This is a genomic window from Tundrisphaera lichenicola (genome assembly GCF_051175385.1).
Taxonomy (GTDB): domain Bacteria; phylum Planctomycetota; class Planctomycetia; order Isosphaerales; family Isosphaeraceae; genus Tundrisphaera; species Tundrisphaera lichenicola.
In genome coordinates, this window is sequence record NZ_CP195106.1 from 6391303 (window position 1) to 6404916 (window position 13614).

Here is a 13614-nt window from a genome sequence, read left to right on the forward strand (position 1 = left end):
AACCGAGGCGACCCGGGATCATCGCGAACGATCCCGGGTCGCCTCGCTTCGTCCCTGTCGATTACTTCCCCTGATTCCAGTAGATCTTGACGTTGTGGGTGGCCCGCCCTCCCGCGACGATCTCAGGGCGCCCATCCTCGTCGAGATCGGCGGTGACGAGGTCCTCGACCGCCACGCCCCCATCGTCGATCACGGTCCGGTCGAAGGCGAGGGGATCGGAGCCGGCCCGAGGCGAGTAGACGAAGACGCCCGGACCTCGGGGACGAGAGCCGGCCTCCTTGTTCGGGTCGCGCTGGCCGATGACGATCTCGTCGTCGCCGTCGCCGTCCAGGTCCGAGCACCAGACGGCGTGTCCCCACTGGAGCGGCTCGTCGACCACCCGGCGATCCCAGAGGCCCTCGCCCGACTTCGGCGGGGTGTAGGCGACCACCTGGAACCCGTGCCAGGGCTCGATGGTCGCGACGAAGCGCTTGCCGTCGCGGAGCCGGCCGACCTTGACCTCGCTGGCCCCCTTGAACGGGGTGGTCTCCTGATTCCCCGACCCGATCTGGGTCCTGGTCCACTTGCCGGAGGTCTCGCGACTCAGGAGGAACACGCCCTCCCAGGCGGCCACGACGATCTCATCCTTGCCGTCGCCATCCATGTCGATCAGTTGGAGGTTGTGCGTCGTGTGCAGCGAGTCGGCGGCGACCTCGGTCGGCCAGGGCCCCGAGAATGGCTCGTCGGGGATCGACTCGACCAGGATCCGGACCCCGGGCCCCTGGCCCCAATCCGGCCCCTTGGTTTCCCGACCCTGGAGCGGGGCGACCACCAGTTGCGGCTTGCCGGTCCCCAGGACGTCGCCGAACCGCATCCGGTGCAACGTCGGCTCATTGCCGAGCGGCACGACCCGCCAGGCCCCCTCGGGAGCCCCCGTCCGGGTCACCAGTTGGAGCGTCCCGCCGGTCTTGGTGTTGGTCGGCTGCCAGGAAGCCCCGACCGCGAAGTCGACCCGCCCATCGCCGTCGAGATCCCGGGACTGGAAGCAGACGTTGTCGCGCTCGGTCCCGCCGCGAATCACGTCCTGCTTCTCCCAGGTCGGGTTCCGATACCAGACCAGGGCGTCACCGGCCAGAGCCGCGACGTCGGGCTTGCCATCGGCATTGATGTCGGCGATCGTCACGGCATAGCAAACATCGCCGACCCTCGGGTCGATGACCTGGCCCCGGAACGAGGGGACTTCGCCCGCAAGGCAAGAGGTAGGCCCGAGCAAAAGGGCGATCGCGATCAGTCGGCGCATGGCAGGGCCTCGTCGGGGAATCGGAGGGTGTCGGTATTTCTCCCCACCTCACCCGATCCGCACCCGACTCGCAAGCGGGTAGGGCGGCGTGACGGTCGCCCCAGTCACATGGCCATACCAGGGTGACTCCATCGTCGTCGGCATGCTCGCCGGTTTCTGGTCACTAACTTAAGGAGGGCGTGATCTCTGCGACTCCCCAAAACTCCACTCATGGCTTGCCAAGCACGAATTTCAGCAGGCCTTCCAGATTATCCGAGGTGCCATCCGGCCTGATTCCCAACTCCTCCATCGGCAAGTGGAATCGGTTCACCCAGTAGGTAGTGTAGCCGAAGCTCTTCGCGCCGTAGGCATCCCAACCGCCGAATGCGCAGAACGCGATCTCCTCCTTCTGGAGCTTCAGATGCTCGATACCCAACGCGTAGGCGCCAGGTTCCGGCTTGTACGTGCCATTGGCCTGTGTGCTCAGCAGTTCATCGAAGAGATCGGCGATCCCCGCGTTCTCGGCATTGGCCTTTAGCATCTCGGGACTGAAGTTTGAGATGGTGATGACCCGGACACCGCTGGCCTTGAGCTTGCGCAGGGCGGCCGCCGCATCCGGCCAGGGCTCCAGGGTCAGGTAGGCGTCGAGGAGGCTCTTCCGCTTCTCGGGAGTCAGTTCCAGCTTCATCGCCCCGGCGGTGTAGACCAACGCGTCTTCCGTGACCTTGAAGAAGTCAATCTGACGACCCGTGATGGACCGGAGGAATCCGTACTCGAACTGCTTGGCCCGCCATGCCTTGGTAAATTCGGTGCTCTTGCCGGGGAACGCCCTTTCGACGGCCGGGACGACGGAGTTCGCGTTGAAGATCACGAAATAATCGAAGGCGACTGCCTTGAATCGGGGCAGCGGGTCCTGCGCGAGGGCAGGTCCGCAGTACGAGAGGATGATCGCGGCGAGTGGCGACCACATGAGCGAGGGTGATATCGTCATGTCGGCGCAGGGCCTCCAAGCTGGAGAATTGGGATGAGGGGGTCGCTCGATGTTCAGCGACGGGTGGCCGAGAGCAGCCGGAGTACATTCGGCTGGGTGGCAGGGGTTGCGGTACTCCGCAACCCCGGGATCAGGGGATGGTCCGGAGCACGAACTCCCGCCAACCAATCGACACCCTGGGGTTGCGGAGTACCGCAGACCCCTGCTACCCGCCGCCCGCGAGCCTTGACGACCTGTCGTTCACCTTTCAAGCGGCTGGCGGATTGGTTGTGGTGCAAGGAGAGGCCCTTCATTCGAAAACGGCCCATTTTGCTGAGGAAAAGCATTCCTCACCGAAATCCGTGGGATCAAAGGAGAGTGATGCAGCCTGCGGCTGCATTCCCTCGGCGTAGATGAGGAACCTCAATGATAGCTGTTGAAAATATGGGATGAGGCACCGACTCCCATTGGCGATCGGACAAACGCGTCGGAGCCCCTTGAATGGCGCGAGGAAGAGAATTCCCAATTCTCCGGGATGGAATGGTCTCTGGGCCCGAAACGCTCCCTTACCCTGTGGATTTGATGACACAGACCAATCGAAACCCGCTCTAATACTACTCCGTTAATATCAACGGCAATTGCAATGAGCGATCCTTGCAATAGGGGCAATTGTGCCGACAGATCGGGGCCAGCAGCCTCTGCAAGGCACGGCGGATCGCCGGCACCGTGATCACCGGGCGGGTCCCCCCCTTTTTCCCGGCCGGGCCGGGTCTCGTTCCTCGCGTTCTCGCTCCAACGCCAGGAACCCGAAGGCCAGCATCACCAGGCAGGCGTGATGATGAAAGCCACGCCAGGAACGCCCCTCGTGATGGTCCAATCCGAGTTCTTCCTTCATCTGCTGATAACCTTGCTCCACCGGCCAGCGGCTCTTCCAGAGCCGGACCGCCTTGATCCGGCTGGTTCGGCCCGGCAGGTTCGAGAGGGCGTACTTGATCTTGCCGTCGGCCTGCTCCTCGATCAGCAGCCAGACCGGCTCGGCCCCGGCGCACTCGCCGGTGGCCCAGCCCCCGCCGGGCCAGACCCGAAGCCAGGCGAAGCGGCCCGACAGCTTCCCCTTGGTCCCCTCGCGCCAGGTCACCTTCCGCAGCGGTGTCGAGGCGGCCAACTCTCGCAGGCTCACCGGCTTCGGGGTGCCGGCCTTCAGTCGTGATCGCCGTCGCGGCCGCCCGCCGGACCCCGGCGGTCGGATCGCCGGCCCGGGGACCTCCCACGACGGCTCCTCGGTGAAGACCACCATCTCGTCGGTCACGCCCACGATGTAGGACAGGCCGCGCTCGGCCAACCCCTCTCGGAAGAGCCCGGAGACGCCGTAGCCGGCATCGGCCACCACGAGCCGGCCGGGCAACCCCTCGGCCCGAACCAGATCGAGAAGCTCCAGGGCGATCTGGCCCTTCGTCAGTGCTCGTCGTTGCTCCCGGGGCACGCCCGCCTTGTCGAGCCGCTTGGAGTCATCGAGCCAGGCCTCGGGCAGGTAGAGCCGCATCGCCAGCGGGTAATGGCCCTTCGGGGCGACGTAATGAACCGAGGGTGCGACCTGGCAGTTAGCCTTCTTGCCTTGAGCCCCGCAGTACTGACGCTGCACACCGACGGAGAGCTTGCCCTGCTTGGGGAAGCTCGTATCGTCAATGACGAAGATGCCGGCCGGAGAAGCGAAAGACTCGGCCATGACGGAGCGATGACGCTTCCAGACGGCCATCTCGTCCCAGGTGCTCTGGCCGATGAACTGCTGGAGGGCCTGGTCGAGGTCGGCGACGACCAGGCCGGTCGGGAGGGTGACCTTGCGCGAGAGCGGCTCGATGCTCTTGCGGTCGCCGTCGAGGATCAGTCCCTGGAGGTAGACGCCGGAGTATTGGGCCTGTCGGGGCCGGTTGAAGTCGTCGCGGAAACGGGCGGCGTAGGCGTCGAGCCGTTCGAGGACTTCGGGTGCGAGTTCGGGGGTATAGGTGCGATTCATACCCTGCATACGAACCGGCCAGGCGTTCCGTTCGTATCAGATAACGGAGTAGTACTAAAATCTAGGTTGTCCTGCGTTTGAATCACTACGTAAACATCCTTGGCGGAAGCCGTGCCATCATTTCTCAAGCGAGCCTCATATCGCAATGCCGCTTCTCCATCATTCAGCAGCTTATTGAACATTTCACTATTAGGATTGCGACGATACGACTCGACCAAGTCCTTGGGGAGAAGCTCAAAGCTGAGATCAACCTCAATCCGAAGTTGCGGGTGAGCTTGCGGGTAGAAGAGCGTCCGCAAGAGACCGGGTTCTGCCATTAGGAAGTCATCGCTCGCACGATAGTGGTAATGCTTTCCCGCCCATTCTGCCCGATGGGGCTTGTACCCGCTCTCTGGCACGAAGCAGACAACAAATCCCCCTCCCGGGCCTATTATTGAGAAGAATTCTACTCCCATGACTGGGGGATTTGTCGCGTCGCGAACCCAATCTCTTAATTTGGATTCCAATACAGGTGGATCGGAAATAAGTCGAAGACCGCATGCTGCGTCTATGCCTCTGGGCTGGGTTTTCCTCGCATCGACGCCCCAGACGATCAAACCATCGGTGATATTCGCGAAGCCAGAGAGCGCCTTGCTCCATATTTTCTTGGCGTCATTATCGTCCTGTGGATCACCTTTGAAGTCGATCCATTCTTCTTCGAAGAAGGGGTAATGCGGAGCCGACGAATCAGGGATCGAAGAAAGATATTCGAAGGGGTCATCATGGGTTTTGATAAAATCAAAATATTCCCTAGCTGTTGATCTGGCATACGGCATTTTATGGCCTCCATACTCAGATGAGGAATTACGACGAAATTCAAGCAGGTTGGGCTTGATGCGCCAACCACTACCTACGACGTATGGCAGGGGTTGCGGTACTCTGTCACTCGACAGAGTACCGCAACCCCTGCCATTCGCCGTCGAGCCAATCCAAGTGTGACCGGATCGCATCGCTCGGGATGAATCCTCGTGATCCAAATGAAAAAGTGTGTTTTCGAGCGACCTTCGGGCGCGAAAATTCGGGGGAGATACTCCCGGATTTCGCATTAACTTCTCCCCCCAAGGTCGCCCCCATGATCGTCTCCGAAGCCCGACTGGCCGCGAATCGCCGGAATGCCCTCAGGAGTACCGGGCCGAAGACCATCGAAGGCAAGGAACGGTCACGGGCCAATGCCCTTAAGCATGGGCTCTGCTCGGCGGTGGTGGTGCCCGAGAGCATTGAGGCGATCCAGGAGCGGGCCTCGGCTTATTATCACACGCTCAAGCCTCAGAATGAGTTTCATTCCTGGCTGGTCGATCGGGTGGCCATCCTCAGCCTGCGGATCGAGCGTTGCGAGCGGATCGAGCGTCGGGTCCGGGATAAGATTTCGTTACGTTCGGAACTGACCTGGGATGACGATCGGAAGTTGCAGGCCGAGACCCTCGGCGGGCAGTTGAGCAAGCGTCCCGGCGAGGTTGTGGAAGCTCTCCGGCGGACCCCTCAGGGGTGCGAGTGGCTGATGACCCGGTGGGCCATGCTGGCTTACAGCGCCAACCTAAAAGGCGCCTGGACCCCCGATCAGATCCGGCTGGCTTTCGACTTATTGGGCACTCCCGAGGAGTTCCGCGAGGGGCACAGGCCGGGGGCCTCGCTGGACCTGGACGGGGAGATGGTCGAGCCGGCCGAAGATCCGGCGGGGGTGGCCCGTCGCGAGATCGCCGCGTTGAAGGAACGTCGGGATCTGGTGAGCGACCTCGATGAAGTCAATCGGGCCCTGGCCTCGGCCGACCTGACCAACGACGAGGATCCCGAGCTTCGGCGGCTCCGGCGTTATGAGTCGACCTTGCATCGTCGGCTCCGCTGGTGCCTGGCTCAGATCAAGTACGAGTCGCCTCATCGGTCGCCGCACCCCGATCTCAAACCCCAATGGGTGGCCCGGATCGAGGCGGAGGCCGAATCGTTGGCCAAGGAGTCGGCGAGGCCGCCGGTCCAGGTCCCGCTGGCTCGCCAGCACTGGAACGGGCCTTCGGCCTGCCCTCCGTTCGACCTCGAACCGGAGGAGGTCCCCGAGCCCGGCGAGGCGCTGGACGTGCCGAAGATCCTCACCTCGCGGGCTGAGAAGCGTCTCCATCGGGCCGAGTCGCGCCGAGAGGCCCGACGCCAGAAGCTGGAACGGCTCCGGGCCTGACGATCGGGCGAGCTTGTAGGGTAGACTCGGCCGGGTGGGACGGCCGAGGTTGAGGTCTCATGCGCGGGGAGTAGGGACTTCGGGCCGAAATTGCCGGATGATGTCGTTTTCGTGGAGATCGTCGGGGGAAATGCGAGCAGTGATCCTCCGATTCGTGCCCTGCCGCGACTTTCTCCGAGGTTTCGAGACTCCCTGAGGCAGCCGTCGAACGAAGCCAACCCAGGACGACGGAACGAACCCATCCGGGCTCGATCCGGGAGCCGGGACACGTGGCCGGCGTCTCCGGCGGAGCAAGCTCCGGTTGCCAACCGTGGCCAGCTCGGGCATCCTTCGTGGAAAACCCGGGCCCTTCCGAGACAATGGGGTGTACCCGTGGATTCTTGTGGAATGGGTCGGTCCGAGGTTTTCGCCCCCTCTCCCCAGCCCTCTCCCACGAGGGGAGAGGGGGGTTGTTCTCGCCGAAGCCTTGATCTCCGACCCCTTGAATCTGTACCCTCCCCCCTGGTGGGGGAGGGTTAGGGAGAGGGGGGTCGGGTCGGGCTACTTCAGAAACCTGGATACACCCAGACGTCGGATCAGCCCAATTCTCGGGGTGTATCCGGTCGATTCGGCACGACCGGGCGGCTATCATCGAAGTTAGTTCCCACCGCCCACCGGTCGACGACCGACTCTCCTGGTCCTTCGAGGTAAGACCTGATGCCCCGGATTCGCAAACTCTCGGCGAGCCTCGCCGCGACACTCGCCGTCGTCGGCCTGGCCGCGATCGGCCTGGCCGCGATGAGCCCGACCACCCACGGACAGACCCCAGCGAAGAAAAAGCCGGGCGCCGCCCGCAAGCGGGTCGAGTCCCCCGCCGTCTCCCAGCCCGCCGATCGGATCAAGGCCCTCAAGGGGTTCAAGGTCGAGCTGATCTACACCGTGCCTCGCGAGTCGCAGGGCTCGTGGGTCAACCTGGCGGTCGACCCGAAGGGGCGGCTGATCGCCTCGGACCAGTACGGGAAGCTCTATCGGGTGACTCCCCCGCCCATCGGCGAGCCCGTCGCGGAGGTCAAGGTCGAGCCGATCCCGGTGGAGATCGGCGAGGCCCAGGGTCTGCTCTGGGCGTTCGATAGCCTGTACGTCGTGGTCAACTCGACCGACAAGGCGAAGTCGGGCCTGTACCGGGTCAAGGATACCGACGGCGACGACGTCCTCGACAAGGTCGAGCTGCTCCGGAAGCTCGAAGGCAACGGCGAGCACGGCCCGCACGCGGTGGCGCTCGGGCCCGACGGCAAGTCGATCTACGTCGTGGCCGGCAACGCGACCAAGCTCCCCGAGGTCGAGGGCTCGCTGGTCCCGAAGACCTGGGGAGAGGACAACCTCCTGCCGAGGATGGTCGACGGCCGAGGGTTCATGACCGATGAGAAGGCCCCCGGCGGATTCGTCCTGAAGCTCGACCCCGAGGGCAAGACGGCCGATCTGGTCTCGATGGGCTACCGGAACGCCTACGACTTCGGCTTCAGCCGGGAAGGGGACCTGTTCACCTTCGACTCCGACATGGAGTGGGACATGAGCACCCCCTGGTATCGCCCGACCCGGGTCTGCATGGTCGCCAGCGGCGCGGACTTCGGCTACCGGAACGGCGCGGGGAAGTGGCCGACCTACTACTACGATAGCCTCCCGCCGGTCGTGAACATCGGTCCGGGCTCGCCGACCGGCGTGAGCTTCGGCTACGGGGCGAAGTTCCCGGCCAAGTACCAGGATGCCTTCTACATCAGCGACTGGAGCTACGGGAAGCTTTACGCGATCCACCTCAAGCCCGAAGGCTCGGCCTACACCGGCGAGGTCGAGGAGTTCGTGACCGGCACCCCGCTCCCGCTGACCGACCTGGTGGTCGACCCGAAAGACGGCGCGATGTACTTCGCCGTCGGCGGCCGGAGGACCAGCTCGGGACTCTACCGGGTGACCTACACCGGGGATGAGTCGACCGCCCCATCCACCGAGACCCTGGCCGGTGCCGAGGCCCGCAAGACCCGTCGGATGCTGGAAGCCTTCCACGGCCACAAGGACCCCAAGGCCGTCGAGACCGTCTGGCCCTATCTCTCGAACCCCGATCGCTCGATCCGCTACGCCGCGCGGGTGGCCCTGGAATTCCAGGACCCGGCCACCTGGCGCGACAAGTCCCTGGAGGAAGAGACCCCCCTGGCCGCGCTCGAATCCCTGCTGGCCCTGGTCCACGTCTCGGCCGCCGACCCGGCCCACCGGGAGCCGGGAGCCCCCGCGCCCGACCCCGAGCTTCGCGGCCAGATCCTCAACGCCCTGGCCAAGCTGGGCTGGGAGGATCTTCCCTACGCCCGGCAGCTCGACACGATCCGCCTGGTCGAGGTCCTCTTCAACCGCTTCGGCCCGCCCGATGACGAGACGTCCGCCGCGATCGCCTCGCACCTCGACGAGTCCTTCCCGGCCAAGGGGCGCGAGCTGAATATCGAGCTGGCCAACCTGATGGTCTACCTGAAGGCCCCGAGCGCGGCGGCCAAGATCGTGGCCCTCCTGCAAGCCGCCCCGACCCAGGAAGAGCAGATGGAATTCGCCCGGGCGCTCCGGGTCCTCAAGAACGGCTGGACCCCCGAGCTTCGCAAGGCGTACTTCACCTGGATCGCGAACTCGCCCAACCTCAAGGGCGGGCCGAGCATGGAAGGGTTCCTCAAGCAGATCCGCGACGGAGCCCTCGCCTCGCTGAGCGATTCCGAGAAGGCGGAAGTCCAGCCGATCCTGGACGCCCGGCCCAAGTCGCCGACCGCCGTCGCCGCCAACGCCCCCTCGCGGCCCTTCGTCAAGGCGTGGACCCTGGACGAGCTGGTGCCGATCGTCGAAGAGGGCTTGAAGGAAAAGCGAGACTTCAACAAGGGCCGGAGCCTCTTCGCCGCCACCCAGTGCTTCGCCTGCCATCGCTTCGACAATGAGGGCGGGGCCGTCGGTCCCGACCTGACCGCCGTCGCCGGTCGGTTCAGCACCCGCGACCTCCTCGAATCGGTCGTCGTGCCCAGCAAGGTGATCAGCGACCAGTACGAGGCCGTGACCATCGCCACCACCGATGGCCAGGTCATCACCGGCCGGATCATGAACCTGAACGGCGACACGCTCATCCTGAACACCGACATGCTCAACCCGAGTGCCCAGGTGACCGTCGACGTCAAGAAGATCGAGGAATCCCGCCCCTCGCCGATCTCGATGATGCCCGAAGGGCTGCTCTCGACCCTGAACAAGGACGAGATCGCCGACCTCGTGGCCTATCTGCTCTCCCGAGGAGACCGGTCCGCCAAGCTGTTCGAGTAAGCCCCGAAAACGAACGGGCGGCGTCGAAGGTCCACCCTCGACGCCGCCCGGCCTCGATACCGATTTACCGCTCATTCGGACTTCGTGCCGGTCGCCTTCCCCGTCGTTGCGTTGAAGTCGGACCACTGGCCGGTCTTCACGCTGAAGATGTAGAAGTGGTCGTCGGACTCGACGGTCACCCGGCTGTTCATGACCGCGGGGGCCGGATTCGCTCCTTCGGGCAGTTCCAGGGTGCCCCACGACTGGGTCAGGGCGCTGAAGGCGTAGACATGCCGGCCGATGGCATAGGCCGCCAGGTTGTTGTTGACGACCGGCGTGGCCTGACCCGGGGCGGGCTCCTTCAGGTCGATTGGATACCACTGCCCGGTCTTGGGAACGAACGCGGCAATCTGCCCGATCGACTCACCTTTGGCGTACAAGGCCGCCAGCCCGCCATTGACGACCGGGGTTACCTCGATCCCCTTGGGCACTTCATACGAGGCCCACTCGCCGGTCTCGGTGCTGTAGGCGGCCACTCGATCTGACCTGGGCTTGTGGACGACGACACAATCCTCGGTCTGGATGGAGGCGATGGACTCCTTCGGTGGCACACCGCCTATACCACCCATGGCCAATCCACCGGGCATCATCCCCGCCATGCCGCTACCGCCCATGCCCATTCCACCGGACATCATCCCCGGCATGCCGCCCATTCCCGGGGCACCCATCATCATGCCTCCGCCGCCCATGCCGCCTCCCATCCCGCCTCCCATCCCGCCCATGCCGCCTCCCATACCTCGCATCCCGCCCATTCCCGGCATGCCCATGGCGCCGGGGCCCATGCCGCCCCTTCCTCCCATCATTCCGGAGCCACCCATGCCTCGACCCCTTCCCGGAGGCCCCCCGGTCCCGGCTTGAGCGGTGTCCTCTCCCGAATCGGCCGCGCCGCCCTCGGCATTCAGCTCATTGTCGCGGGCCTCGGTGGCCTCCAGCTTCTTGCGAGTCTCCTGAAGCTCCTTCTTCAGGGTCTTCACCTGCTTCTCGGACTTCTCCGCTTGTTCCCGGAGCTTGGCGATCAGGTCATCGAGGGTCTTGTCCGGCGCCGGGGTCGCCCGGAACCCGCCGAGCCTCTGGGCCGCCACCGGGGCAACGCCCAGGGTCAAGGCACCGGCCAGGGCCAGGCCTCCTGCGATCTTGAGCTTGGAGAGGATCATGGTCGTCATCGCTCCTTCCGCCAGGGACGCTACGCCGACCGAGACCATCCCGGCCGCCGAGGCTCCCGTACCCACCGCGCTTGCCACTCGCCAGGTCAGCACGGCCAACAGCGGCGGCACGAACACCGGGGCCGCTTCCGCCTCGATGGTCGCCGCGAGGACAATCGAGGAGACCGCCAAGCCTCGACGGGCCAGCCGGGCCCGGAGCTTTTCCCGGCCCGTCGCCAGTCGGCTCCGCACGGTCCCGACCGGACATCGGAGCCGGTCGGCCGCCTCGTCGTGGGTCAAGCCGTCGAAGTAGCAGAGGATCACCGGCTCGCGGAACTTGGCGGGGAGCCGGCGGATTTCCTCGTCGAGGGTGGCCCGGAGCTCGGATCGTTCCAGATCCGGCTCGGTCGAGGTCGCAGCCTCCGCTTTCGTGCCGGTTCGCTCCCGGGCATTCCTCCGGGCGGTGTTGGCTCGCGATCGGATGGCCACCCGATGGGCCACCCCGTACAACCAGGGCCCGAGCCGGTCCGGGTCGCGGATCGTCCCCGCCCGCTTCGCCAGGATCAGGAAGGTGGCCTGGAAAGCATCCTCGGAGGAGTCCGAACTTCCCAGGACCCTCCGGCAGACCCCCAGGACCATCGGCCCGTGACGGTTGACCAGGGCTTCCATCGCCAACGGATCGCGACGGCTCGTGAACCTCCGGAGCAGTTCCCCCTCGCCCATCCCCGAGACCGTACCCTCACCCGAGAAGTGGAGGGACCTGCCGAACGGGATCGGATTCCCCGGTACGCTCGCCATCGGATCGCCCCCTCGTCGCCCCTCGGACGTCCCTTGCACCTCTGTACTACGCCGGACTCGCCGTCCAATCGATTTATTTCGAGAAAATCGTGGTAAATCCATCGAGTCCCGAGCGAACATCAGGGACGGGAGCCACACCTTTCCCCCAACTCCTCGGAGGAATCATCATGCGACGTGGACTGGCAAGCCTGGTCGCCATGACCCTCGTCGGATCGGCCTGGGTGTTCGGGATTGATCAGGGGTCGGGACTCACCGGCCGGGTCGAGGCTCGCGAGAAATCGCGGGAACCGCTCTATGAGGGGACCGGATCCCACACCCGGAAGGTCAACACCTCGTCCCAGGACGCACAACGCTATTTCAATCAAGGCCTGAACCTCCTGTTCGCCTTCAACCACGACGAGGCCGCGCGATCCTTCCGCCAGGCCGCCGATCTCGACCCCTCGTGTGCCATGGCCTGGTGGGGCCTGGCCGTCTCGCAAGGGCCGCACATCAATCGACCGGTCGTGACCGCCGAGCAGGCCAGGATGGCCACCCAGGCGCTGGCCAGGGCCCGCGCCGAGTCCGCCAACGCGAGCGAGGTGGACCGTGGCCTGATCGAAGCCCTGGCCCGTCGGACCGTGCTCGATCCTCCGGCAGACCGATCGGCGCTGGACCGGGCCTATTCCGACGCGATGCACGACCTCCGAGGAGCCCACCAGGACGACGCCGACGTCGGGGCATTGGCCGCCGAGTCGTCCATGAACCTCCGACCCTGGGACCTCTACACGCAAGACGGGCAGCCTCAACCGGGGACCGAGGCCATCGTCGCACTGATCGAGGAAATCCTGAAGCTCGCCCCGAATCATCCCCTGGCCAATCACCTCTACATCCACGCGGTCGAAGCCTCCCGACACCCCGAACGGGCCGAGGCCGCCGCCGATCGGCTCCGCGACCTCCAACCGGGACTCTCTCACAACGTCCACATGCCATCCCACATCGACGTCCGGGTCGGCCACTGGGAGGCCGCCCGCGACGCCAACCGGAAGGCCATTGCCGTCGATCGTCGGTTCCTGGCCATCCGGCCCGACCCTGGCTATTACGGGCTCTACATCGCCCACAACTATCACATGCTCGCATATGCCGCGATGATGCGAGGAGAACGGCAGGTCGCCCTCGACGCGATCGACGAGATGATGACCAAGATCCCGCAGGAATGGGCCGCGAAGAACGCCGCGATCGCCGACGGCTTCCTGGTCATGCCGCTGGAGGTCCGGATGCGATTCGGGCTCTGGGACGAGATCCTCAGGGCCCCGGACTACGCCGAGGTCTTCCCGCTGGCCCGGACCCTCCGCCACTACGCCCGGGCCGTCGCGCTGGCCGCCCTCGGGCGGTCCGAGGAGGCGAAGGCCGAGCAGGCCCAGTTCCAGGAGGCCCGGGCCCGGGTCGCCGACTCGGCGACCTTCGGCAACAACAAGGCGTCCGATCTCCTGGCCGTCGCCGATCACCTGATGAAGGGCGAGATCCTCTTCCGCCAGGGTCGGCAGGCCGAAGGGATCGACGCGCTCCGAGAAGGGGTCCGTCGCCAGGATCTCCTCCGCTATTCCGAGCCCCCCGACTGGATCCAGCCGGTCCGCCACGCCCTGGGAGCGGCCCTGATCCAGTCGGGTCGGATCGCCGAGGCCGAGGCCGTTTATCGCGAGGATCTCGAAATCCTCCCCGAGAACGGATGGTCACTGTTCGGGCTGGCAAGGGCGCTCGAAATCCAGGACAAGGCCGGGGAGGCGAAGGAGGTCCGGGCCCGCTGGCAATCGACCTGGAAGGATGCTGACACCGCGCTCTCCTCGTCCTGCTTCTGCCTGCCCGGTTCGTGACCGCTCGATGGAAAACCCCGGT

General features: G+C 65.2%; 8 protein-coding genes. 3 read left to right on the forward strand and 5 right to left on the reverse strand.

Translation table 11 applies throughout. From position 1 onward, the window contains the following. Positions 1 to 61 precede the first annotated feature (61 nt). The 4 genes from P12x_RS25260 to P12x_RS25275 form a co-directional block, all read right to left on the reverse strand. The gene (locus P12x_RS25260; protein WP_435007788.1) at positions 62 to 1279 is read right to left on the reverse strand and encodes an FG-GAP repeat domain-containing protein; all 1218 of its coding nucleotides are present in this window, start codon (positions 1277 to 1279) and stop codon (positions 62 to 64) included. A 208-nt stretch (positions 1280 to 1487) separates the two neighbouring features. Continuing rightward, entirely contained in the window at positions 1488 to 2249 is a 762-nt protein-coding gene (locus P12x_RS25265) for a haloacid dehalogenase type II (protein ID WP_435007789.1), read from the reverse strand. Between the two features lie 709 nt (positions 2250 to 2958). Then, positions 2959 to 4242 (reverse strand): IS701 family transposase, encoded by a 1284-nt coding sequence (locus P12x_RS25270; protein ID WP_435007790.1) that lies wholly within the window; start codon positions 4240 to 4242, stop codon positions 2959 to 2961. Continuing rightward, on the reverse strand, positions 4239 to 5057 hold the full coding sequence (locus P12x_RS25275; protein ID WP_435007791.1) for an AlbA family DNA-binding domain-containing protein: 819 nt from the start codon (positions 5055 to 5057) through the stop codon (positions 4239 to 4241). Before P12x_RS25275 ends, P12x_RS25270 begins: the two co-directional genes overlap by 4 nt. 296 nt (positions 5058 to 5353) lie before the next feature. On the opposite strand from P12x_RS25275, the gene P12x_RS25280 reads away from it, so the two are divergent. Both P12x_RS25280 and P12x_RS25285 read left to right on the forward strand, forming a co-directional pair. After that, the gene (locus P12x_RS25280) at positions 5354 to 6448 is read left to right on the forward strand and encodes a hypothetical protein (protein ID WP_435007792.1); all 1095 of its coding nucleotides are present in this window, start codon (positions 5354 to 5356) and stop codon (positions 6446 to 6448) included. A gap of 696 nt (positions 6449 to 7144) precedes the next feature. Continuing rightward, positions 7145 to 9763: a c-type cytochrome gene (locus P12x_RS25285; RefSeq protein WP_435007793.1), complete on the forward strand. Its 2619-nt coding sequence runs from the start codon at positions 7145 to 7147 to the stop codon at positions 9761 to 9763. Between the two features lie 71 nt (positions 9764 to 9834). Here the strand turns inward: P12x_RS25285 and P12x_RS25290 are convergent, their stop codons facing one another. Beyond that, positions 9835 to 11742, reverse strand: a complete 1908-nt coding sequence (locus tag P12x_RS25290) for an RNA polymerase sigma factor (RefSeq protein ID WP_435007794.1) — start codon at positions 11740 to 11742, stop codon at positions 9835 to 9837. 167 nt (positions 11743 to 11909) lie between these two features. Here P12x_RS25290 and P12x_RS25295 point away from each other — a divergent pair, with 167 nt between their 5' ends. Further along, positions 11910 to 13592: a hypothetical protein gene (locus tag P12x_RS25295; RefSeq protein ID WP_435007795.1), complete on the forward strand. Its 1683-nt coding sequence runs from the start codon at positions 11910 to 11912 to the stop codon at positions 13590 to 13592. Positions 13593 to 13614 lie beyond the last annotated feature (22 nt).